Annotated in this window: 24 protein-coding genes; 17 read left to right on the forward strand and 7 right to left on the reverse strand. The window is 70.9% G+C overall.

All coding sequences use genetic code 11. The features are described from left to right. Nucleotides 1-183 precede the first annotated feature (183 nt). From OG407_RS31685 to OG407_RS31705, 5 genes are all read left to right on the forward strand, one after another. Complete coding sequence (locus OG407_RS31685; RefSeq protein ID WP_405868709.1) at nucleotides 184-1,812, forward strand: beta-N-acetylhexosaminidase; 1,629 nt, start codon at nucleotides 184-186, stop codon at nucleotides 1,810-1,812. Nucleotides 1,813-1,941: 129 nt separating this feature from the next. Further along, nucleotides 1,942-2,655, forward strand: coding sequence for a DUF4328 domain-containing protein (locus OG407_RS31690; protein ID WP_405862994.1), 714 nt, complete (start codon nucleotides 1,942-1,944; stop codon nucleotides 2,653-2,655). Nucleotides 2,656-2,800: 145 nt separating this feature from the next. Further along, a complete protein-coding gene (locus OG407_RS31695; RefSeq protein WP_405862995.1) occupies nucleotides 2,801-3,427 on the forward strand; it encodes a hypothetical protein in 627 nt (208 codons plus the stop codon). A gap of 123 nt (nucleotides 3,428-3,550) precedes the next feature. Continuing rightward, entirely contained in the window at nucleotides 3,551-3,952 is a 402-nt protein-coding gene (locus OG407_RS31700; protein WP_405862996.1) for a hypothetical protein, read from the forward strand. 127 nt (nucleotides 3,953-4,079) lie between these two features. Then, a complete protein-coding gene (locus OG407_RS31705; protein WP_403583394.1) occupies nucleotides 4,080-5,555 on the forward strand; it encodes an MFS transporter in 1,476 nt (491 codons plus the stop codon). 28 nt (nucleotides 5,556-5,583) lie between these two features. On the opposite strand, the gene OG407_RS31710 is transcribed toward OG407_RS31705, so the two are convergent. Beyond that, nucleotides 5,584-6,774: a Gfo/Idh/MocA family protein gene (locus tag OG407_RS31710; protein WP_405862997.1), complete on the reverse strand. Its 1,191-nt coding sequence runs from the start codon at nucleotides 6,772-6,774 to the stop codon at nucleotides 5,584-5,586. Between the two features lie 256 nt (nucleotides 6,775-7,030). Here OG407_RS31710 and OG407_RS31715 point away from each other — a divergent pair, with 256 nt between their 5' ends. Both OG407_RS31715 and OG407_RS31720 read left to right on the forward strand, forming a co-directional pair. Next, a complete protein-coding gene (locus OG407_RS31715; protein ID WP_405862998.1) occupies nucleotides 7,031-7,645 on the forward strand; it encodes an RNA polymerase sigma factor in 615 nt (204 codons plus the stop codon). Beyond that, nucleotides 7,638-7,856: a hypothetical protein gene (locus OG407_RS31720; protein WP_405862999.1), complete on the forward strand. Its 219-nt coding sequence runs from the start codon at nucleotides 7,638-7,640 to the stop codon at nucleotides 7,854-7,856. The genes OG407_RS31715 and OG407_RS31720 overlap by 8 nt, the downstream gene beginning before the upstream one ends. Nucleotides 7,857-8,331: 475 nt before the next feature. Here the strand turns inward: OG407_RS31720 and OG407_RS31725 are convergent, their stop codons facing one another. Together OG407_RS31725 and OG407_RS31730 are read right to left on the reverse strand one after the other, a co-directional pair. Beyond that, complete coding sequence (locus tag OG407_RS31725; protein WP_403583405.1) at nucleotides 8,332-8,535, reverse strand: cold-shock protein; 204 nt, start codon at nucleotides 8,533-8,535, stop codon at nucleotides 8,332-8,334. Nucleotides 8,536-8,779: 244 nt separating this feature from the next. Continuing rightward, nucleotides 8,780-9,118, reverse strand: coding sequence for a MerR family transcriptional regulator (locus tag OG407_RS31730; protein ID WP_405863000.1), 339 nt, complete (start codon nucleotides 9,116-9,118; stop codon nucleotides 8,780-8,782). 771 nt (nucleotides 9,119-9,889) lie between these two features. Between OG407_RS31730 and OG407_RS31735 the strand changes: the two genes are divergently transcribed. The 3 genes from OG407_RS31735 to OG407_RS31745 all read left to right on the forward strand — a co-directional run bounded on the left by OG407_RS31735 (nucleotide 9,890) and on the right by OG407_RS31745 (nucleotide 11,499). Next, nucleotides 9,890-10,060 carry a hydrophobic protein gene (locus OG407_RS31735; protein ID WP_403583409.1) on the forward strand — a complete coding sequence of 57 codons (171 nt, stop codon included), beginning with the start codon at nucleotides 9,890-9,892 and terminating at the stop codon, nucleotides 10,058-10,060. Between the two features lie 59 nt (nucleotides 10,061-10,119). Next, nucleotides 10,120-10,473 carry a PRC-barrel domain containing protein gene (locus OG407_RS31740; RefSeq protein WP_405863001.1) on the forward strand — a complete coding sequence of 118 codons (354 nt, stop codon included), beginning with the start codon at nucleotides 10,120-10,122 and terminating at the stop codon, nucleotides 10,471-10,473. 186 nt (nucleotides 10,474-10,659) lie between these two features. Continuing rightward, nucleotides 10,660-11,499, forward strand: a complete 840-nt coding sequence (locus tag OG407_RS31745) for an RNA polymerase sigma factor SigF (RefSeq protein ID WP_405863002.1) — start codon at nucleotides 10,660-10,662, stop codon at nucleotides 11,497-11,499. Nucleotides 11,500-11,615: 116 nt separating this feature from the next. Here OG407_RS31745 and OG407_RS31750 read toward each other — a convergent pair whose 3' ends face one another. After that, a complete protein-coding gene (locus OG407_RS31750; protein ID WP_405868711.1) occupies nucleotides 11,616-12,455 on the reverse strand; it encodes a DUF1206 domain-containing protein in 840 nt (279 codons plus the stop codon). Nucleotides 12,456-12,806: 351 nt separating this feature from the next. Between OG407_RS31750 and OG407_RS31755 the strand changes: the two genes are divergently transcribed. The 5 genes from OG407_RS31755 (at nucleotide 12,807) to OG407_RS31775 (ending at nucleotide 17,149) form a co-directional block, all read left to right on the forward strand. Then, a complete protein-coding gene (locus OG407_RS31755) occupies nucleotides 12,807-13,151 on the forward strand; it encodes a hypothetical protein (protein ID WP_405863003.1) in 345 nt (114 codons plus the stop codon). A 450-nt stretch (nucleotides 13,152-13,601) separates the two neighbouring features. Continuing rightward, nucleotides 13,602-13,760, forward strand: a complete 159-nt coding sequence (locus OG407_RS31760) for a hypothetical protein (protein ID WP_405863004.1) — start codon at nucleotides 13,602-13,604, stop codon at nucleotides 13,758-13,760. 130 nt (nucleotides 13,761-13,890) lie between these two features. Continuing rightward, the gene (locus OG407_RS31765) at nucleotides 13,891-15,069 is read left to right on the forward strand and encodes an AI-2E family transporter (protein WP_405863005.1); all 1,179 of its coding nucleotides are present in this window, start codon (nucleotides 13,891-13,893) and stop codon (nucleotides 15,067-15,069) included. A 251-nt stretch (nucleotides 15,070-15,320) separates the two neighbouring features. After that, nucleotides 15,321-15,983: an RNA polymerase sigma factor gene (locus tag OG407_RS31770; RefSeq protein WP_405863006.1), complete on the forward strand. Its 663-nt coding sequence runs from the start codon at nucleotides 15,321-15,323 to the stop codon at nucleotides 15,981-15,983. Continuing rightward, a complete protein-coding gene (locus tag OG407_RS31775; protein WP_405863007.1) occupies nucleotides 15,983-17,149 on the forward strand; it encodes a hypothetical protein in 1,167 nt (388 codons plus the stop codon). Before OG407_RS31770 ends, OG407_RS31775 begins: the two co-directional genes overlap by 1 nt. 242 nt (nucleotides 17,150-17,391) lie before the next feature. Here the strand turns inward: OG407_RS31775 and OG407_RS31780 are convergent, their stop codons facing one another. Next, nucleotides 17,392-18,255 (reverse strand): L,D-transpeptidase family protein, encoded by an 864-nt coding sequence (locus OG407_RS31780; RefSeq protein ID WP_405863008.1) that lies wholly within the window; start codon nucleotides 18,253-18,255, stop codon nucleotides 17,392-17,394. A gap of 96 nt (nucleotides 18,256-18,351) precedes the next feature. On the opposite strand from OG407_RS31780, the gene leuE reads away from it, so the two are divergent. Next, entirely contained in the window at nucleotides 18,352-19,008 is a 657-nt protein-coding gene (gene leuE / locus OG407_RS31785; protein WP_328679798.1) for a leucine efflux protein LeuE, read from the forward strand. Here the strand turns inward: leuE and OG407_RS31790 are convergent. Beyond that, complete coding sequence (locus OG407_RS31790; RefSeq protein WP_405863009.1) at nucleotides 19,005-20,441, reverse strand: FAD-dependent oxidoreductase; 1,437 nt, start codon at nucleotides 20,439-20,441, stop codon at nucleotides 19,005-19,007. The genes leuE and OG407_RS31790 overlap by 4 nt on opposite strands. Before the next feature lie 72 nt (nucleotides 20,442-20,513). Between OG407_RS31790 and OG407_RS31795 the strand changes: the two genes are divergently transcribed. Continuing rightward, on the forward strand, nucleotides 20,514-21,164 hold the full coding sequence (locus OG407_RS31795; RefSeq protein WP_405863010.1) for a TetR/AcrR family transcriptional regulator C-terminal domain-containing protein: 651 nt from the start codon (nucleotides 20,514-20,516) through the stop codon (nucleotides 21,162-21,164). On the opposite strand, the gene OG407_RS31800 is transcribed toward OG407_RS31795, so the two are convergent. After that, nucleotides 21,151-22,071, reverse strand: a complete 921-nt coding sequence (locus OG407_RS31800; RefSeq protein ID WP_405863011.1) for a class I SAM-dependent methyltransferase — start codon at nucleotides 22,069-22,071, stop codon at nucleotides 21,151-21,153. The genes OG407_RS31795 and OG407_RS31800 overlap by 14 nt on opposite strands. Between the last annotated feature and the right edge of the window lie 63 nt (nucleotides 22,072-22,134).

Consider the following 22,134-nt stretch of genomic DNA (forward strand, 5'->3'; position numbering starts at 1 on the left):
GAAGTGCGTCACCACGTTATCGGGAGTGGTCATGAGGTGTCCGACAGGTGCCCGAATTTCACCCGGACGGGAGAGTTTCGGAACGCGTGGTGGACACCCGCGATCCACCCGGGGCCGTAGGTTGGCGCCGTGAGCCAGCACAGGCGCCGCTCGTCGGCGAAGCAGGTGAAGCCGTCGAAGCCCTTGAGGCAGCGGCGGGGGCTGATCGCGGTCGCCGCGGCCACGGTGGTGGTCGGCGGCGGGGTGGGGCTCGGGCTGTGGGCCGCGTCCGGGGACGAGGGGGGGTCCGGGGGTACGGCGGTCGGGTCCGCCGACGAGACCTCCGCCGCCTCGCGCGGCGCGGCCTCCCGTTCCGCGTCCCCGACGCCGAGCCCGACCCGGTCGTATCCGCTGTCGCAGACACCCCGCACCATCCCCGCCGTGCGTTCCCACACCCCCGCGCGCGGTCCCGGCTGGCGGCCCGCCAAGGGGGACCGGGTGGTCGTCGAGGACGCCGATCTCGTCGACGAGGGGCGGCTGATCGCCGGTGAGCTGGGGCTGACGTACGGCGGCGAGTCGGGTGACGTGCGCGCCGGGGACGTACGGCTGGCCCTGAACGACGACGAGGGCGCGAACCCGGAGTCGTACGCGATGACCGTGCGCGGGGGAAGGGTCACCATCAGTGGTCCTTCTGACGCGGGGGTGTTCTACGGCACCCGGACGCTCAAGCAGGAAGTGCACGGCGGCGGTACGGCGCCGGAGGGCGTCGTGCACGACCAGCCGGCCAAGCCGCGGCGCGGGTTCATGCTGGACATCGCGCGCAAGCCGTTCACCGCGGCCTGGATCGAGGACCGGGTACGGGAGTTGGGCGACCTCAAGTTCAATGAGCTGGGGCTGCACTTCTCCGACGACCAGGGCTTCCGGATCGAGTCCACCAGCCATCCCGAGATCGTGTCGAAGGACCACCTCACCAAGGCGCAGGTCAAGCAGATCGTCGACCTCGCGGCCAGCCGGCACATCACCGTCGTGCCCGAGATCGACTCGCCGGGGCACCTCGGTGCGGTGCTCGCCGCCCACCCCGATCTGCAGCTGCGGAACGTGTCGGGCGTCGCCACGCGCGGCGCGATCGACATCTCCAAGGACGCGTCCGCCGCGATCGTCGACGAACTCCTCGACGAGTACGCCGGGTTGTTCCCCGGCGACCAGTGGCACCTCGGCGGCGACGAGTACCAGGCGCTGACCGCCGCCAACCCCCAGGCATCCTTCCCGCAGTTGGCGGCCGAGGCCACGAAGGCCTACGGCTCCCGCGGCACCGTCGCCGACCTCACCACCGGCTGGCTCAACGACCGCGCCGACACCGTCCGCGACCACGACCGCACGATGCGGGTGTGGAACGACGGCTTCTTCGCGAATACGTCCGTGCAGGCCGCCAAGGATCTCCAAGTGGCGTACTGGACGGGCAAGGAGATCGGCGCCCGGCAGCCCGTCGCGTACCTGAGCGCGGGGCGCAAGGTCCTCAACTACAACGACGAGTACCTGTATTACGTCCTCGGCGAGCCGCAGACCTTCGTCTATCCGACGGGACGGCGGATCTACGAACAGTGGACGCCGCGCGTGCTGCGCGGCACGACGGCGGTCCCCGCGAAGTACGACGGCCAGATCCTCGGCGGGTCCTTCGCGGTCTGGTGCGACCTCGCCAACTCCCAGACGCAGAACCAGGTCGCGGCCGGTATCCGGATGCCGTTGCGGGCCACGGTCCAGAAGCTGTGGGACCCGGGGACGCCCGCGCTGACCTGGACTCAGTTCAAGTCGCTTGCGGACAAGGTGGGTTGAGCGGGGACCGGGCGGGGGCCGAGCGGGGCGGTCGGTGCGGCTGGGCGGCCGCTGGACTTCCGGGGACGGCGGATCGTATGTTCCCCCTTCTGTTCGCACTCGGGGGGTTGCCGCATCATGTCCGTTCCCATGCCCACGTCCATGCCCGGACCCACGTCCATGCCCGGACCCACGTCCATGCCCGGCCCCGCGTCTTATCCGCGCTCGCCGATCGGCCTCGGCCGGGCCGCCGTCGCGTCGCTCGGGCTCGTCATCGCCGTCGACCTGTTCGCCGGCTACGCCGGTCTCGCCCTGTACGACGTGACGGGCGACCTCATGGACGGCGCGACCGGCAGCGGGATCCTCCGGCGTGCGGACGCCGCGGAGTCGCTCAACTCGCTGGCCGGAAAAGTCCAGTCGGGCTCGATGCTCGTGTGCGTCATCGTGTACCTGTCCTGGTTCGTGCTGGTGCGGGGCAACGCCGGGGTGTTCGATCCGGCCGAGCAGAGCATGAAGCCCTGGTGGGCGGTCGTCGGGTGGTTCGTGCCGCTGCTGAACTTCTGGTATCCGCGACGGATCACCCTGGAGATCTGGGACGCCAGCAGCCCGGTGGGTGCCCGCAGGTCGCATCTGCTGGTCAACATCTGGTGGACGCTGTGGATCCTGTCGCTCCTCGCCGACCGGGTGAGCTACCTGGAGTACGGGGATGCCGCCGACGACATCCACGCCGCCGTCGGTCAGACGCTGATCCACGAGGCCATCCACATCGCCGCCGCCGCGCTCGCGGTCCTCGTCGTCCTGCGCCTGACCCGGATGCAGCACGAGAAGGCGCTGGCGAGGGCGGGCGTTCCGGTCGAGGCCTGAGGGATCCCGTTCAGTTGGCCGAAAACCTCTTCTTCCCTTTTCTCTGCCTGCTCGGGGGTGTCCCGTGTGACACTCCCGGGGTGGGGCGTGCCGTCAGGGGAGATGCGGGCTCCATAGGGGAGGGGCCCCGCTGAGGGAGGTCTGGATGAGTCTGGTGGAACTGATCGCGCAGGCCGACGAACGCGCACTGACTGCCAGTGGACTGGCTTGTTTGGATCGGTGCGTGCCGCTGCTGGGCGGCGACGACGAGGTGCTGCGTCCGCTGTGGACCAGCCTCGCCGACCCGGCCGCGGGGGAGACGTGGGGCGAGTGCCTGGAGCGGGCCCGCGCCAAGCTGCCCGCGCACTTCGAGGAACCCGGTGAGGAATCCGGTGAAGGACCCGGAGAGGGATCCGGTGAGGACCGCGCCGTGCGGCTCGCCCGGCAGATGCTCGCGACCGCACCGGCCGAGCCGGTCGGCACTCCGGTGCGGGAGTGGGCCGACGCCTGTTCGGTCGCCTCGCTGCGGATCCACCGCCTCCTGGAGGTCATGGCCCCCGCCGACGATGCCGACGGCGCCGACGACATCGCCGCCCGCCGTGAAGGTCGTACGGAGGGACTGTCGCCCCTCGTCGCCGCCGAGCTGCGCCGCCAGATCACCGTTCTCGAACTCCTCGCCGGAACCGGAAGCGGTCCCGCAGGCGGCGGACTGCGCCAGGTGCTCGCCGTGTCGACGGAGGGGCGCCGGGTGCTGCGCGCGGTGGTCTCGCGGCGGGCGCGCGGCCGGAGTTGAGCGGGAGCTGAGGGCGAGGTCTGTGACCGTCGTGCGGTGAGGGTGGGGCGGTCCTGCGCCGGTCCGGGGAAATGCCCGGACCGGGGTGCCGGGAAGCCCCGTGACTAGGGTTTTCTCGGTGCGATGACACACGTGATGACAGCGCGGGAGCACAGGCCCTCCGCCGCCGCCCGGCCCGTGCGGTGGGCGGCGGACGCGGTGGCGACGATGCGTGAGGGGGCCCGGGTGCGGCTCGACTACTCGGCGCAGAGCCTGTGGCGGGTCGACCGGATGATCGAGGAGATACGGCGGGACGGGGTGCCGTACGCCGCGATCGAGAGCGAGTTGCGCGGGTTCGGGGCGTACGCCGGTGAGGTGATCGCGCGGCAGACCGGTGGCGAGTGGTGGGCGACCGGGGGTGAGCACTGGCTGCGTACTCCGGAGGGGCGGTTGTGGGACCCCATCGACGAGGCGCGGCGGTGTTTCGGCGGGCACGGGTCGTTGCGGCTGCTGTGCCGGGACGCGGTGAACGGCGTGCGCCGGTAGGGGAGTTCGGCGCCCGGCGCGCAGCGGGGCCGGGTCGGCAAAATCGGCGTAATAAGAGACGCTGGCGTTCCCAAGGGGCCGGGTGCGGGAGGACGATGAGGGCGATCGCCGGACCCGGGGAGGATCCATGGCCGAGAACCGTCGTTGGTGGGCGCTGGTCGTCATCGCGCTCGCGCAGTTGATGGTCGTCCTGGACATGACCATCGTCAACATCGCACTGCCGTCCGCCCAGACCGACCTCGGCATGTCGGACGGGAACCGGCAGTGGGTCATCACCGCCTACACCCTCGCGTTCGGCGGGCTGTTGCTGCTCGGTGGCCGGATCGCGGACCTCGCCGGGCGCAAGAACACCTTCATGATCGGGCTGATCGGCTTCGCCGCCGCGTCCGCGCTCGGCGGGGCCGCGGCCAACCAGGGCATGCTGTTCGGCGCCCGCGCGCTGCAAGGAGTCTTCGCCGCCCTGCTGGCACCCTCCGCGCTCTCGCTGCTCACGACGACGTTCACCGACCCGAAGGACCGCAGCAAGGCCTTCGGGGTGTTCGGCGCGATTGTCGGCGCGGGCGCGGCAGTTGGGCTGCTGGCCGGCGGCTTTCTCACCCAGTACCTGGACTGGCGCTGGTGCCTCTACGTCAACGTGCCCATCGCGCTGGTCGCGTTCGCCGGTGCCTGGGTCCTGCTCAGCGACAGCTCCCGGCACCCGGACGCCCACCTCGACATCCCCGGCGCGCTCCTCGGCTCCCTCGGCATGCTGACGCTGGTGTACGGCTTCTCCGAGGCGGAGTCGCGGAGTTGGGGCGACGGGCTGGTCCTGACCCTGCTCGCCGCCGGGGTCGTCCTGCTCGGCGCCTTCGGGTTCTGGCAGACGCGGGCACGGGTTCCGCTGCTGCCGATGACGGTGGTGAAGGACCGTCAGCGGGTCGGCGCGTTCCTGACCATCCTGTTCGTCACCATCGGCATGTTCGGCGTGTTCCTCTTCCTCACCTACTACATGCAGCGCGTCCTCGGATACTCGCCGGTCAAGACGGGCGTCGCCTACCTCCCCATCACCGTCGGCATGATCACCGGCTCGACCCAGATCGCGGCCCGGCTGCTGCACCGGGTCCCGCCGCGCACCCTGATGGTCCCGGGCCTGCTGTGCGCGGCGGGCGCGCTCGCGCTGATCGCACAGGTCGGGGTGGAGCCCGCGTACGCCACGTACATCCTGCCCGGCATGCTGATGCTCGGCCTCGGCATGGGTACGGCGATGATGACCTCGGTGTCCCTGGCCACCGGAGGCGTCGCACCCCGCGACTCCGGCGCGGCCTCCGCCACCTTCAACACGGCCCAGCAGGTGGGCGGTTCGATCGGTACGGCCCTCCTCAACACGATCGCCGCCACCGTCACCGCCCGCTACGCCACCGCCCACGCGGGCCCCGGCGTGAACCGGAAACTCCTGGAGGCGAAGGCCGCCGTGCACGGCTTCAACGTCGCCACCTGGTGGGCCATGGCCTCGATCCTGCTCGCCGCACTCATCGCCGGCGTCCTGGTGAACGCGGACCGGGTGCCCACACCGGGCGCGGTGGCGGAGGAGACCCCGCAGCAGCCGGTGGAGACCTCCATCTGAGAACCAGGCCCACGGCCCCCAACCAGGCCTACGACGCCCGCACTTGGCCCCGCTCGAAGTAGGCGGCGAGTTCCGGGTCGAGGGGCGGCACCTCGCGCGGGGTGCCGCCGTCCCGCAGCGACTCGGTGGCCCCGGACCCGGCGGCCACGGCCATCCGCGCGGCGACGGGCGAGGTGTCCGTGCGCCCGCCGTGCCGTACGAACCGCAGGAACTCGTCGATCAACAGCGGGTCGGCGCCGCCGTGTTCGCCGTCCCGCTCGGTGTCCGGGACCCGGTGCTCGGCGTCGGCGCGCTCCCGGTGTTCCGAACGGCGACTGTTCCACACCTTCACGACCGCGCCCGGTCCGTCGCCGAAGTTCTCCAGCCTCCCCGCGTCGCCGATGACGGTGTAGTTGCGCCAGTAGTCGGGGGTGAAGTGGCACTGCTGGTAGGCGGCCAACACCCCGTTGTCCAGGCGCATGTTGACCAGCGACACGTCCTCGACGTCGATGACCGGGTTGAGCGCCCGCTGGGTGTGCGGCGGCCAGTGTCCGTCCTCGGTGTACCAGTCCGCGGTCTTCGGCTCGCCGGGCGCACGCCGGTGCGGGAGGTCGCCGTAGACCAACAGGTCGCCGAACGCCTGGACTTGGCGGGTGTATCCGCCGGCCAGCCAGTGCACCACGTCGAGGTCGTGCGCGGCCTTCTGCAGCAACAGGCCCGTGCTGTACCGGCGTTCGGCGTGCCAGTCCTTGAAGTACCAGTCGCCGCCGTAGCCGACGAAGTGCCGTACCCACACCGTCTTCACGGTGCCGATCGCGCCGCCCTCGACGAGGTCGCGCATGAGGCGGATCACCGGCATGTGGCGCATGTTGTGGCCGACGTAGAGGCGGGTGCCGGTCTCGTGGGCCGTACGGAGGACGCGGTCGCAGTGTTCGACGGTGATGTCGAGGGGCTTCTCGACGAGGACGGGCTTGCCCGCGCGCAGTGCCTCGCAGGCGAGGTCGGCGTGGGTGTGGTCGGGGGTGAGGACGAGGACCGCGTCGACGTGGGGGGACGCGACAACTTCCCTGTGGTCGGCGGTCGTCGAGACACCCGGGAAGTCCTCCGTCGCCTGTCGGCGGGCGGCCGGGTCGGGGTCCGCGAGGGCGGTGACGTGCGAACCCGCGCCGGGGCGGTGGGCGACGCGGGCGAGGCTGCCGCGCAGGCCGTAGCCGAGGACACCGATACGGAGGTCGGACATGGGTCTCCTTCGTTCGCGGGGACGCCACGGGCGGACGTGCACCGGGGCCAGAGGGACCGTGCCCCGCCGACGGGCCGGAGATGTGTCGGGCGGGCGGCGGGCTGTGACGTTTCTGTGAGGGGCGGCGCTGATGGCGATGGGGGGTGCGGGGGATCGCTGCACGGGGGTGCGGGGGTGCGTCGCGCCGGCACGGGCGGCGGGGAACCGCCGCCCGGACATGGATACTTCGCGCACTCGGTACGGACGAGGACAGTCCTTGGGCAAGACAGGCGAGCCCCGCCGCGGGCACGCGTACGACGGGGAACTGGGCGCGGCCGTCGCGCGGGCCCAGGAGGGCGACGACGGCGCTTTCGCGGTCGCGTACCGGATCGTGCAGCCCGGGCTGCTCGGGTATCTGCGCGGGCTGGTCGGCGACGACGCCGAGGACGTGGCGTCCGACGCGTGGCTGGAGATCGCCCGCGACCTGAGCCGGTTCCGCGGCGACGGGGCGGGCTTCCGCGGCTGGACGGCGACCATCGCCCGGCACCGGGCACTCGACCATCTGCGGCGGCTGAGGGTGCGTCCGAGACCGGCGACGCTGGAACAGGACGTACTCGAACTGCCGGGTCCGCACAGCACCCACGACCAGGCGCTGGAGTCCCTCTCCACGGAGTACGCGCTCGGGCTGGTCCGGGGTCTGCCGCAGGACCAGGCCGAGGCCGTGCTGCTGCGGGTGGTCGTGGGGCTCGACGGGCCTGCCGCCGCACGGGTGTTGGGGAAGCGGCCTGGTGCGGTGCGTACGGCCGCCTATCGGGGGTTGCGGCGGCTGGCGCGCGAACTGGGCGTGGCGGAAGGCGTGGGGGAAAGGGACGGAGACGGACACCATGGCTGACCGTGACACGGGCCTTCCGGGTCTCCCCGGCCCCTCCGATCTCCCCGGCCTCCCCGGTCTGCTGGGTGCGGCTCTCCGCGAGGGAGACGTGGACCGCGAGGCGGAACGGCGGGCGGTGGCGGCGTTCAGGGCGGCGCGGGACGCGGGGTTCCAGGAGGCGCCGACACGCAGCCAGGACGATTGGCGGCCGAGGGGCGGCGGCGCGCGGTAGGGATTTCGCCCATCGCCACTTCTGCCTGTTCCTGACCGCTGCTGGTCACGCGCTGGTCATGCGGCCAAGGGTGCCCGGCATCGGTGGGCTGTCGCGCCAGGAGCGGGGACGGGTTGCGGTGGGGCAACAGGAAGCGGCTGGACTTTCGCGGCTGTCCGGCGAAGGCGCGGCCGGCCCGGCTCCTCGGGGAACTCGCCATCGTCTACGGGTGTCCGCAGGACGGCGGCGCTGACAGGGCCGCCGAGCCGTCGTTCACGCCGTGCTGCGTTCGCTGACCGGAGATGGAGCCGCCCTGGCCCCCTCGTGGAGACGACGCTCGAACCGGTCGGGCTCAGGGAGTCCGGGGCCGAGGGTTGCGCCGGGTCCGGATCCACCTCGACAGGTCAGGGCCGCCCAGCCGTTGCCGGGCGGCCCTGATTCTGGGCGCTGCAAGTCCTGCCGACGCCCGGCGCTCCCTCCGGGGAGGGGTGCTAGGTCAGGCCGGGCTGATGTTTTCGGCCTGGGGGCCCTTCTGGCCCTGGGTGACGTCGAACGTCACGGCCTGGCCCTCCTGGAGCTCGCGGAAGCCCGACGAGTTGATGGCGGAGTAGTGCGCGAAGACATCCGGGCCGCCGCCGTCCTGGGCGATGAAGCCGAAGCCCTTCTCCGCGTTGAACCACTTCACAATTCCCGTAGCCATGTCTCATGCCTTCCAGTCGATGAACGCCTCCCACTCTCTGTGGAAGGCGGAGGTGATCGCCCTGGTCCCTGCGGCAGAGCACAGCAAAACGCCCACGCCGAGAGCGTGGGCTATAGGGAATTCCGAACCACGACAGCTGACACAGACGCTACATGCCCACACCCCGTGTCACCAGGGAAAGCGATCACTCGGGACATCGGGACCGGGAGGACGGTGCCCGCCGTTGCCGACGGGCTCAGCCGTCTCAGGCCGTGCTCGTCGGGTCCGCCGCTTCCGCGGTACGGCGGTATTCGGCGTTGATGCGCTGGGCTTCTTCGAGCTGGTCCTCGAGGATGATGATGCGGCAGGCAGCCTCGACGGAAGTGCCGTGGTCGACGAGTTCCCGGGCGCGGGCGGCGATGCGCAGCTGGTAGCGGGAGTAGCGGCGGTGGCCGCCCTCGGAGCGGAGCGGGGTGATGAGGCGCGCCTCGCCGATGGCGCGGAGGAAGCCCTGGGTGGTGCCGAGCAGTTCGGCGGCTCCGCCCATCGTGTAGGCGGGGTAGTCGTCGTCGGCGATACGGCTGAACGAGTCGTCTGCTGTCATTTGCACCTCTCTGTGGAACGCGTCGAGGGGCCTTGGTGCCGTACGGCACCAAGGCCCCGAAGGAACTGCTACACCATCTGCCGACCCTGACGAGGCGTCGGCCCTCTGTTTCCGCTGCCCTGACCTGTATGCCGTCGGGGCCGCTGGGATCGCGGTTGCTTGACCGGAGACCACCTCACTATCGATGTCCTGCGGTACCCGGGTTCAAGATGTCGGCCCGGGCGATCCTGATGGCGCTCGGCTCCTCCGTTCTTCCCTCTGGGATCAGCTGCTGACAAGTGGGGTACTGCGTACTGCTGGGTCCTGCTCACGGCGGCCCCTGATCACTGCGGGCCACCCGGTCCGGTCGTCAGTCCCGTCGCCGTCCTGCAACCGCTCTGGCTTCGGAACTCCACCACCGCACCGCTCTGCGAACTGCACCTGCGGGTACTGCTCCGCCCGGCAGTTCGTGTCTGCCGGGCCCTGCTGTTTCTCTGGGCTACGAGAGAACCATAATCACGCCCCCGCACCAATGTCTACTCCAGCAAGCATAGATTTCCGCGTGTTCGACAGCCAGGCAATCCGCCTCGAACAGTGGCAGACGCAGGAGCGGGGCAGAACCGGACAACGATCCAGAGACCGGGGAGACCTGATGAACACCGTGAGCGTCGACGTCGCGAGCGTCGGCTCCGCGACCCCCGCACGCTGCGCCCGCCCACGGCAGGTACCGGTGAAATCCGCAGGAGTGAAGATCGCTCCACAGGGCACGTGGAGGATCGGAGGTTGATAACGATGGTTCCTGTTCTTCTTGTTCTTCTGCTTGCCCTGATCCTCTTCGGTGCCGGTTTCGCACTCAAGGCGCTGTGGTGGATAGCCGTCATCGTGCTGATCGTGTGGGTTCTCGGCTTCGTGGTCCGCCCCACGGCAAGCGGGGGCAAGCGTGGCCGCTGGTACCGCTGGTAGGGAATTGAAGAGACGTCACTGAATTCGACATGAAGAATCTCGATGAGGGAGCCGTTCTCATGAGCGACAACATCTGGGGCTACCAGCCGACCACCGGTCACACCACGGGCGCCGACCTGATCGGATACAAGGTCGAGGCCATCGACGGCAGCATCGGCAAGGTCGACAAGCACTCGGACGACGTCGCCGCCGCGTACCTCGTCGTCGACACCGGCGTATGGATCTTCGGCCAGCACGTCCTGCTGCCCGCCGGAACGGTGAAGACGGTCGACCAGGCCGAGGGCAAGATCTACGTCGGCCTCACGAGGGACCAGATCAGGGAGTCCCCCGAGTTCGACAAGGACAAGCACGTCGGCGACGCCGGCTACCACGAGCAGGTCGCCGGCTACTACCAGACCCAGCGATGCGTCTGACGTCAGCATCAGCCCGGATGCGGGGCCGGCCGGAGACACTCCGGCCGGCCCCGCATCCGTCGTCCGGGCCGGTGGACCCGCTCTGAAATCTCCAGGTGTGCATTCCGCGAACCCGGGTAAGCCGATCCTTGTCGGCGGACAAGGAACCGGCGGCACGGAGTCCGGACAACGCGGGAGGGGCCTGACATGACGGTGACGAAGACGGCGGACGCAGGGACCCGGGTACTGCCGGAGATCGCGGACCCCTCACAGGTCGCTCCCAAGGACGCCCGCCGGCTGACCAGGCTGTTCCTCGACCAGCTCGCCGTCCTCGAAGAGGGCACGCACGAGTACCAGTACGCGCGCAACACCCTCATCGAAATGAACATCACGCTTGTCCGGTACGCGGCTTCGCGGTTCCGCAGCCGTGGCCAGGACGAGATGGAGGACATCGTCCAGGTCGGCACGATCGGGCTGATCAAGGCCATCGACCGGTTCGAACTCACCCGCGAAGTCGAGTTCACCTCCTTCGCCGTCCCCTACATCACCGGCGAGATCAAGCGCTTCTTCCGCGACACCTCCTGGGCCGTCCACGTTCCCCGCCGCCTTCAGGAAGCCCGCGTCCAGCTCGCGAAAGCCACCGAAGAACTCCGCAGCCGGCTCGGCCGTACGCCCACCACCAAGGAACTCTCCGAGCTGATGTGCCTCAGCGAGGAAGAGGTCAACGAGGCACGGCTCGCCTCCAACGGCTACAACTCCGCCTCCCTCGACGCCGCCATCAACTCCGGCGACGACGGCGAAGCCGCGCTGGCCGACTTCATCGGCCTCGACGACAACGCCCTCGAACTCGTCGAGGACTTCAACGCCCTGGCCCCCCTGATCGCCGAACTCGGCGACCGCGAACGGCGCATCATCCACATGCGGTTCGTCGACGAACTCACCCAGGCCCAGATCGGCGAACACCTCGGCGTCTCCCAGATGCACGTCTCCCGCCTGCTCAACCGCACCCTCGCCCAGCTCCGCGCAGGCATGCTCACCACCAACTAGGCCGCGCTGGTCCGCAACGCACCGGCTGCTCCCCACCTCGCAAGGACGATGGGGAGCAGCCGGTGTGTCGCGGCACTGTCGACGTGTGACGGGGTGCCGCGACCGCGCCCGTCGGGTCAGACGTCGCGCCAGCGTGCGTTGGCCCAGGAGAAGACGCCGAAGGCCATGAGGCCGACCGCTATCAGCGCCAGCAGCCAGGGTCCCGCGGGGGTGCCGGCGAAGGTACGCAAGGTGTCGTCCATGCCCTTGGCCTCGCCGGGCTTGTGCTGGACCGCCGCGGCGATGGCGAAGCCGCCCGCCGTGGCGAACACGATGCCCCGGGCCGTACCGCCGAACACACCGAAGAAGACGACGACTTGGCGCGTCGTCCGGGACATCCCCGCCATCTTCAGATGCTTCTCGAACTTGCGCAGGAGCGCCCGGACGGCGATCCACACGCCGCCGGCGGTCACCGCGGCACCGGCGATGCCGACGATCCACTGCCCGCCGGGCCAGTCCAGCGCCTTCGCCGTGACGTCCTGGGAGTTCTTGTCGGAACTGCCGCTGCCGCTGCCCTTGTCGCCGGCCGCGTAGGCGAGCACGGAGTACGCGACGAAGCCGTAGAAGACGGAACGGGCCGCCGCCATCGCCCTCTTGCCCGGCTTGCCGCCGTCGGGGCCCGCCTGCCCGAAGGCGGCCTCGGACAGCCGCCACAGGGACATTCCGGCCAGCGCGATCCCCAGCAGCCACAACAGCACTGTGCCGAAGGGCTTCTGGGCGATCTCCGCGATCGCGCCACCCCGGTCGGCCTGCTTACCGCCGCCGAAGAAGGCGATCCGCAGGGAGAGGACGCCGATCAGTACGTAGATGACCCCGCGGGCGACGAAGCCCGCACGGGCCGCCGCCGCGACCGCCTTGCTGTTCGCCGCACGGTGGGCCTGTCCCCGCCCGCGTGCCGTTGCCGATCCAGTAGCCATGCCGTTCCGGATGCCCTCGAAGTACGAGGCCATCCCGGTTTTGTCCTCCGGGTCGATGTCCAGGAAGGTGCAGCCATCTTCGCCGTGCCCGGGCCGTCCCACCGATGCCCTGGACGTCCGCACGGCCTCGCCCCCGGTTCAGGGGCGCCGAGGTCGGATTTGTCGTCGGCCGTCGGGGTACCCGCGCCGTGGGAGCCGAGGCGGGCGACGCTGAAAAGGTCGCCCGCGTGACCGTCGCCGTGGGACGGGCCGGCATGTTCCTCACCCCCGTGTCCGGTCGACCGCGGGCCGGCACCGTGAACCGTTCGTTCGATCCTCCGCGTCCCGTCGTCTTGAAGGAGAGTGAGCCCGATGGCCACCGTGTCCCTCACCGGAGCGTCCAAGGAGGATGCCGCCACTGTTTTCGGCGTCCTGCGGATGGCGTTCCCGACCGGCCGTTCCCTCTACGACATGCCCCAGGAGCAGCCGGGCGGCCACCCCGCCGTGTGGACCGCGGAGTTCGAGCCGGAACGGGAGCGGATCCCGACCGATCCCGTTCCGCTGGACAGCTCGGTCTCCGCCACGCTCCAGGGCGCCTACGCCGCCGTGGACCGGCTGTTCGAGGCCCTGAGCACGGCGTTCGCCGTGGACCACTGGGGTGCGGTGTCAGGAGACCAGGAGAAGGAGGTCGGCCTGCGGCTCACGACGAAGGGGTGACGGGACAGGGCGTCTTCCTTGCGAGAGTCCGACCCATGCATGAGGAGACGAGCGCCGTGGTGAAGATCGGGCACACGACGATGACCGAGCAGGCCGGTCCACGGGAGCCGGTGGGCCGTGTGGTCGGCGCCGCCGCGCGGGTTACGGGTCCCGCCTCGGCTCTGGGAGAACCTCAACGAGCATGTGGTGGGCGGCGGTTGGCCCGCCGCGCATGTCCGGCCGACGAGGTTGGAGAACCCCAAGGTCCGGGACCTGCCACGCCGACTTGCTCATCGCCACCGAACCCGGGCCGGAGCTGACCTCCGCCTTCGACGGATACGGCGGCGCGGGCAAGCCCAAGGCCGGCCGCCCATCTGTCCACTTCTACGCCGAGCACGTGGAGGCCACGCGGTCCACGAGCAGATCGTCCGCCGGGACGTCGTGGGCGGCCTTCTCGAAAGCGACCCCTCCGTGGACGACACCGACCCTTCCGTGGACGACACCGACCCCTCCCTCGACGAAGGCGTCTCCTTCGGCGTCGTCGCCACCGAATGGGCCCAGAACCGGCTCGGCGACCACTTCCTCACGGCCTGGGCGGACGGCCGTACCTCACCGCGCACACCGGTGTGACCTGCCCTCGACACAGAGGCGGGACAGGCGGGACACGCGGGCCCGGCGCGTACGCGGTACGAGCGGAGGGCCTGGGTACCCGGGACGGGTGCCACCCGCCCGGGTGAGGCAGCCGAGGAGAGGCGTCGAGATGTCTGCGCAGTCCGAGTCCGAGTCCGCCCGGGACGAGCACGGCGGGCCGGAAGGGGCGGACGTGAACGGCTCCGACGGCGGGCCGCCGGACGCCGTACAGGAGTTTCGGGAGGCGCCGCGGCAGCCTCCGCGGCGAGATGCGCGCGGCGAGCGCAAGCGGTCCTGGGTGACGGTCGGTTTCGCGCTGGGCCTGGGGGCGAGTCTGGCGTGGCTCGCCGTCCAGACCGTTCTGCGGGTCAGCTCGATGCTGACCCTGATCCTGCTGGCCGTGTTCATCGCGATCAGCCTGGAACCGCTCGTCGTCTGGCTGACGCGCCGGGGTCTGCGGCGCGGCTGGGCCGTGGCGATCGTCCTGACGGGGTTCCTCGTCGTGCTCGCCGGATTCCTGGCGCTGGTCATTCCGCCGGTCGCCAAGGAGATCAGCGCGCTGGTCGACGCGGTGCCGGGCTGGCTGGAGCAGGTGCACAACCACCAGTCCACGATCGGCCGCCTGGAGGACCGCTACCACGTGGTCGAGAAGGCCAAGGAGCAGATCGGCTCGGGAGACGGAGCGTCCGGTCTGGCGGGAGGCGTCCTGGGCGCCGGACAACTGGTCCTGAGTACCGTCACGTCCACGGCGATCGTGATCACGGTGACCCTGTACTGCATGGCGGCCCTGCCGACGATCAAGCAGTTCGGCTACCGCTTCGTGGCGGCAAGCCGCCGTGAGCGCGTCGAGGGCGTGGCCGAGGAAATCATGAACCGGATAGGCAAGTTCATGCTCGGCAACCTCGTCACCTCGGGGATCGCCGGCGCGGCGACCTTCGGCTGGTGCGCGGCCACCGGCGTTCCGTACGCCGCCGCGCTGGGCATCTTCACCGCCCTGATGGACCTGATCCCGATCGTCGGCTCCACCCTCGCCGGAATCGTCGTCAGCCTCGTCGCGCTCTCCGTGTCCCTGCCCATCGCGATCGCGACCGCGGTCTTCTACGTCGTCTTCCGGGTCGCCGAGGACTACCTCATCGTGCCCAGGGCCATGAAGTTCGCCGTGGACGTCCATCCGCTGGTCACCGTTCTCGCGGTGCTGGTCGGCGGGGCGCTCCTCGGCATCATCGGCGCGCTCGTCGCCATCCCGGCGGCCGTCGCCGTCGGCCTGATCCTCGACGAGTACGTCTTCCCCCGGAAGGAACGGAAATGACGCGGGCGGAGCCGTGAACCGCGGAGACGGCCGGGGCCGCCACCCCCCACAGGAGAGGCCCCGGCCGTCGCGCTGTACGGGCCGCGCGGCGGCCCGTACTTTTTACAGCGCCGGGAGTGCGTTTTCTGTCACACCGGGGGTCCGAACCAAGTAGTTGAGTCTTGTACGGACATGGACGAGGAACAGTTTCAGGTCGTAACGTGCCTTTCGCGCCGGAGGGCGGACGCGACCAACAAAATTCGAGGGACCACGTGCTGGGGGACGACGCGGAGCTGACCGCCGCGGTGCTTGCGGCACAGGACGGGGACGAGACCGCGTTCCGGACTGTGTACCGCACGGTGCACCCACGGTTGCTCGGATACGTACGGACGCTGGTCGGCGATCCGGACGCCGAGGACGTCGCGTCCGAGGCCTGGCTGCAGATCGCCCGTGACCTCGACCGGTTCAGCGGGGACGCGGACCGGTTCCGGGGATGGGCCGCCCGCATCGCCCGCAACCGCGCCCTGGACCACATACGGATGCGTGGCCGCCGCCCCGCGATAGGCGGCGACGAGACCGAACTCACCGGCCGCGCCGCCGAGTCCGACACCGCCGACGAGGCCATCGAGGCCCTGACCACCGGCAGGACCCTCTCCCTCATCGCCCAACTCCCGCAGGACCAGGCCGAGGCCGTCGTCCTGCGGGTGGTCATGGGCCTCGACGCCAAGACCGCCGCGGAGACCCTCGGCAAGCGTCCCGGCGCCGTCCGCACGGCCGCGCACCGCGGGCTGAAACGGCTGGCGGAACTGCTCGGCGGCGACCCGGAATCGGCCGCGGCCCTCGACGCCCTGCCGCCCCAGCGAGAACCGCGCGACCGCGCGGTGACGTCCGCCACTGTGACGCATACGCGCGCGCGGACGCAGAAGGACATGTGATGGCCGACGAGCGCTCTGCTTTTCCGGGGGACACCCCTCGGACCCCCGGCCGATGGCTGGACCGTGAGACCGCCGAACTGCTGCTGCGCGGCGAGTCCCCGGAAGCCGTCGACCCGGCCGCCCGCGCCCAGGCCGAGCGGCTCGCCAGAACCCTCGGCGCGCTGTCCGTGGAACCCTCGCCGGCCAAGGTCGAACTCCCGGGCGAGGAAGCCGCGTTGGCCGCCTTCAGGGCCGCGCGCACCGGCAACGATGTCGAGCGGGCCACCCTCGGCCGGCGCGGACGCGGGCCGTCCTCCGACGCCGGTCTCGTCCGGCTCGGGCGGCCCGACGCGACCGCCCCGGGGCCGCGCTGGGGAAGACCCGTACGGGTCGGCCTGACCGCCGCGGTCGCCGTCGGCATGCTCGGCGGAGTCGCGGCCGCGGTCGGCACGGGAGCCCTCCCGACACCGTTCTACGACGACCCGACGCCCGCCTCCTCCATCTCCGCCGCCGTGACACCGCCCGACCGCACGCTCGTCTCGCCCTCGCCGAGCGGCACCGGCGGCCCGGGCACGCCCACGGCGGGCGGCGGCTCCGACGACTCCTCCGGCGAGGCCGCCGGCAGCGGCACGAACCCCACGTCCTCCGCCGGCACCGGTGACGGCAAGTCCTTCGGCTCCGGCGGCTGGTGGAGAGGTGTCACCTCGTCGTGCCGTGCCGTGCGCGACGGCAAGCCCCTGGCCCCCGGCCGCAAGCAAACCCTGGAGGGCGCGGCGGGCGGCACGTCCCACGTGTGGTCGTACTGCAAGGGCCTCCTCCAGCACACCGGCACCGGAACCGACACGGACGACAAGAACGCCGGCGGCAAGGGCAGCGGCAGCGGTGACGGCAAGAACGGTGGCGTTCAGGGCGGCGACCAGAACGGTTCCGACGAGCAGGTCGGCGGTCAGGGCGGCGGCAGCGGCGGGAACCTGGCCCCGGTCGCCCCGGGCGGCGGCAATGGCGGCGGCGGTGGCGGTAACGGCGGTGGCAGCGGCGGCGGTTTCCAGAACAACGGCGCCTCCACCTCCGGCCCCTCGGTCTTCGTCCCGCTCGCCCGGCACCCGTCGACGACCACCCCGGCCCCGTCGCACACCACCGACACCCGGCAGACCCCGGCGCCGAGCCCGACGTACAGCGTGCTCTGACGTGCGGCGTGCACTGGCGTACAGCGTGCTCTGAACCGATCGCACGCCGCTGACCTGCGCTTTCGTGGCTCGCGGAAATTTCCTCGCGGCAGGTGTGACATTTCCGGCCGCCGTGGCGCAGTACTGAGTGAGCCGACTGGTCATCGGCCGACGCACAGAGCCGGGGTTCCCCCCGTACCTACGGCTCGTGCACCCGGCGCGGGTGGGACACGTTCCCCCGGTCCCGCCCGCGCCCCATACCCCTACTGGTAGACGACGACCTTGTCGCCGGTCCGCACCTGCGCGAAGAGACTCGCGATCGCCGCCTCGTCCCGTACGTTGACGCAGCCGTGCGAGCCGCCCGCGTAACCCCGCATCGAGAAGTCGTACGAGTAGTGCACCGCCTGGCCGCCGCTGAAGAACATCGCGTACGGCATGGGGGAGTGGTAGAGCGTGGACACCCAGTTCCGGGCCTTCCAGTAGACCTGGAACACACCGTCGCGGGTCGGGGTGAGCTCCGCGCCGAACCGCACCGACATCGTCGACACGGTCCGCCCGTCGATCATCCAGCGCAGGGTCCGGCTCGTCTTGTCGATGCACAGCACCCGGCCGGTGAGACAGCGCGGGTCGGGCGCGCCCGCCGGCTGGCCGCCCATCAGGTACAGGTCCCACTTGCCCGGCTCGTGCGTCATCTTCAGCAGCCGCTGCCAGGTGACGGTGTCGGTCTCGCCCGTCTTCGGCAGCCCACGCTTGCCCTGGAAACCCGCGACGGCCTGCTCGGTGAGGTCGTCGTAGGTCCCGGTCGGCCCGTCGAAGAGCCAGTCGACCTGCCGTAGCCGCGCCTGCAGTTCGCGTACGTCCCCGCCGCTGTCGCCGCGCGACCACAGGACGTTCGCGGCGCGGCCGGTGCTCGGGGAGGCGGAGGTTTTCCCGTCACCGCTGCCATCGGTGCTGGTACCGCTACTGCTGCCGGGCAGCTTGATGCGGACGGGCAGATGGTGGCCGCCGTCCGCGTCGGTGCCCTGCACCGTGCAGCCGCACACCGCCACCAGTACCGCCAGGGCCACCGCGGCGGCGATCGCTCTCGCCCTGCCCGTTGCACGCCTCCCCATACCCGTAGTACGCATCGCGGACCCCCGTCGTCTCACCGGCCTCGTACCCCGGACACGTACCCCCGGACAAGGGGCCGCGAACGGCGTCCGGCGCGTGCGACACTCGTTCCCATGTTCGGTGTCATAGACCTCCCCACCTACCTGGCCGGCCTGGTCCTGATCGTCCTGCTGCCCGGTCCCAACTCGCTGTACGTCCTCTCGGTCGCCGCCCGGCGCGGCACCCGGGCCGGGTACACGGCCGCCGCCGGTGTGTGGTGCGGGGACACCGTGCTGATGACGCTCTCCGCGGCAGGGGTCGCCTCGCTGCTGCAGGCCAACGCCGTGCTGTTCGGGATCGTGAAGTACGCGGGGGCCGGGTATCTGACCTGGCTGGCGTTCGGGATGCTGCGGGCCGCGTGGGCGATGTGGCGCAGCCGCAAGGAGCGGGCCGCGATGGAACCGGCGCCCGTCGCGGAGGCGGCCGAGGAGCGGCCGTACCGCCGTGCCTTCGTCGTGAGCCTCTTCAACCCGAAGGCGATCCTGTTCTTCGTCGCCTTCTTCGTGCAGTTCGTCGACCCGGGGTACGCCTACCCCGCCCTGTCGTTCGTCGTGCTCGGCGCCTTCGCGCAGCTGGCGAGCTTCCTCTACCTCAGTGCCCTGATCTTCAGCGGGACCCGGCTGGCGACGGCCTTCCGCCGTCGCAGGCGGCTCGCGGCGGGGGCCACCTCGGCGGCGGGGGCGCTGTTCCTGGGCTTCGCGCTGAAGCTGTCACTGGCGAGTTCGGTCTAACTGCCGTTCGGCAGGCCGAGGTTGAAGCGTTCCGCGTACTTGGCCAGGCCGTCCTCCGTGTCGCCCGCCCAGCCGACGTAGCCGTCGGGGCGGACCAGGAAGAGGCCCGTGCCGTACGTCTCGGCGGCGGGACCCTGTACGACTCGTACCGCGTCGCCGACCGCCGGTGCCTCCGTGCCCAGCGCCAGCAGGGTCCAGTGCGGGCCCCGGAAGGCGTCCAGGAGGCGTACGCCCGCGACGGTCCGGTTCGGGGCGCGGTCACCGGCCCGGAGTCCCTCGCCCGTCGGCCGGGTCTCCTCCGTGAGGCTCGACTCCCGGTAGCCGATGCCCAGTTGGCGGGTCGCCTCGCCGCGGCGGGCCTCGCCCCGGTGGACCTTGGTGGACAGGCCGAGCATCTCGGCGGCGTTGGGGCGCCGCTCCTCCTCGTAGGTGTCGAGCAGGCTCGCGGGTGCCTCGCCGCGCAGCACCGCGCCGAGCTTCCAGCCCAGGTTGTAGGCGTCCTGGACGCTGGTGTTGAGGCCCTGGCCGCCGGCCGGCGAGTGGATGTGCGCCGCGTCCCCGGCGAGGAGGACCCGGCCCTGCTGGAAACGGTCGGCGAGGGCCGCCCGGGGCCGGAAGTCCGAGGCCCAGCGGAGTTCGGTCACGTCCTCGGGGGCGAGGTGGGTGCGGCCGGCCACGGTCCGGCGGATGCCGTCGAGCGAGAGGTCGACGCCGGTGCCCTCCGGGAACTGGGCGATGACCTGGAAGTCCTCGGTGCCGGCCAGCGGGAAGACCGCGAGGAAGCCGTCGTCGCCGCGCGGCGGGAAGACGTGCACGTTGTCGCGGTCCAGGCCGGTGATCCGGACGTCCGCCACCAGCATCGGGTTCGGATCGACCGTCTCGCCGGTCATGCCGATCCCCAGGGTCCGGCGTACGACCGAGCGACCGCCGTCGGCGGCCACGATGTACCGGGCGCGGACGGCCGTACCGGAGGCGAACCCGACGCTCACCCCCGTCTCGTCCTGGGCGAAGCCGGTGACCTCGCGTCCGAAGGCCACCGTCCCGCCCAGCTCCGTCAGCCGGGCGAAGAGGATCTCCTGGGTGCGCCACTGCGGCACCATCCACGGGGTGCCGTACGGGGTGTCGGGGTCCGTCTCGGACGGGTCGAACATCTGGTGCTCGCCGACCTTCCGGCCGTCCTGCCAGACCGCTCCGACCGGGTAGGCGCCGCCCTGCGTGAGGATCGCGTCGATCACGCCTAGGTCGTCGAAGACCTCCATCGTGCGCGGCTGGATCCCCTTGCCGCGCGAGCCGGGGAACAACACGTCCGCCTTCTCCACGACCAGCGCGTCCACGCCGCGCCGGGCCAGGTCGATCCCGAGGGTGAGGCCGGTCGGGCCGGCGCCGACGATCAGTACGTCCACGTGCTCGGCCGGGTTTCGGTGCTCGGTCATGATCCAGTCTCCTTAACGCTGTTAAGTTCCGTCGATTCCGAGAGTGGACTTAACGGTGTTAAGTTGTCAAGCGTGAGTACGGAACGACGCACCCCCCTCGACCGCAAGCGCGTCGCGGACACGGCCCTGAGACTGCTGAACGAGGTCGGTCTCGACGGGCTGTCCCTGCGCGCCATCGCCAAGGAGCTGGACGTCAAGGCGCCCGCTCTGTACTGGCACTTCAAGGACAAACAGGCGCTGCTCGACGAGATGGCGACGGAGATGTACCGCCGGATGGTGGCCGACGCCCGGCTCGCCCCCGAGGACACCTGGCAGGAGCGGCTGCTGAAGTCCAACCGCGGACTGCGCGACGCGCTGCTCGGCTACCGCGACGGCGCCAAGGTCTTCAGCGGCTCCCGCTTCACCGGCACGCCGCACGCCGTGGAGATGGAGAACACCCTGCGCCTGTTCACCGAGGCGGGCTTCACCCTCGCCCAGGCGGTCCGCGCGACCTCGACGTCGTACCTCTTCACGATCGGTTTCGTCACCGAGGAGCAGGGCGTCCAGCCGCTGCCGGACGAGCGCCGCGAGGGGTACGACGTAGACGAACGCGCCCGCCTGATGGCCGACTTCCCTCTCTCGGCCGCGGCGGGCGCGGAGATCTTCGAGGACTACGGCCGGCACTTCGAGGAAGGGCTCGACCTGGTCGTCGCGGGTATCGAGGCCCGGTTCAGGACCTGCTGAGGCCGTTGCGGATCGCGCGCGTGAGGATCGGCGGCAGTACGTCGGCCGCGAGGCGGCGGGCGCGGGTGGTGCCGCGGCGGCGGAGCGGGACTTCGGCCGTCGACGGCCGGGACGGGGTTTCCGCCGTGCCGTGGGCGGACTCGTGCGCGAACCGGGACGGCGGGAAGGGCGGGGCCTGCATGCCCTTCTTGGACTTGAGGCGGACGAGGCGGTGACCGGCGGCCTGCTGGATGCTGAGATGGCAGTCCTCGCGCTCGCGCACCATCGCCAGCAACTCGTCCTGGACGGGGCCGGGTTCGCCCCACGTGCCGTACAGCTTCTGGGTGCTCAGGCAGATCGGGCGCAGGCCCCTGGTGAGCACCGCCTCCCAGGTGGCCACGGAGACGCCGGGCGTGTGCTCCGAGCGGAAGTCGTCCAGGACCACGATCCCGCCGGGCAGCAGGGCGTCGCGGGCGGCGCCGATGTCGTTGTGGACGTGCTCGTACAGGTGCGAGGCGTCGATGTGGACGAAACGACAGCTGGCGGGAGCGACCTCCGCCGGGACGATGCTGCTGGGGCCCCGCAGGACCCGGGGCAGTGCCTCGTGGAAGCTGAGGTAGTTCTCCTCGAAGGTGCGCTGGGTGAGCGAGGCGTACGACTTCGTCGACTCCGCCTGGTTGGCGTCGTCCAGCGCGTCGCCCTCGAACAGGTCGCACACGGTGAACTTCTCGTCGTCCTGGCGGTGCCGGCCGACGCAGATCGCGCTCTTGCCCATGTACACCCCGACTTCCAGCAGATCGCCCCGCGTTCCGGCCGACTCCTGCCGGTCCAGGAACCACTCGAACAGCGTCTGGTCGAGAACGGGGAACCAGCCGGGAACGTCGTCGAGCCGGCGGGGCGGTCGTATCGTGCGGGGTACGAGGGTCATTGTCGAGAACACTCCCTGGTACGGACAGGCTCGCCTGGTTGAGCCAGTGCGGGACTCCTCAGC

The organism is Streptomyces sp. NBC_01515 (assembly GCF_045040345.1).
In the GTDB taxonomy this organism is placed as follows: Bacteria; Actinomycetota; Actinomycetes; order Streptomycetales; family Streptomycetaceae; genus Streptomyces.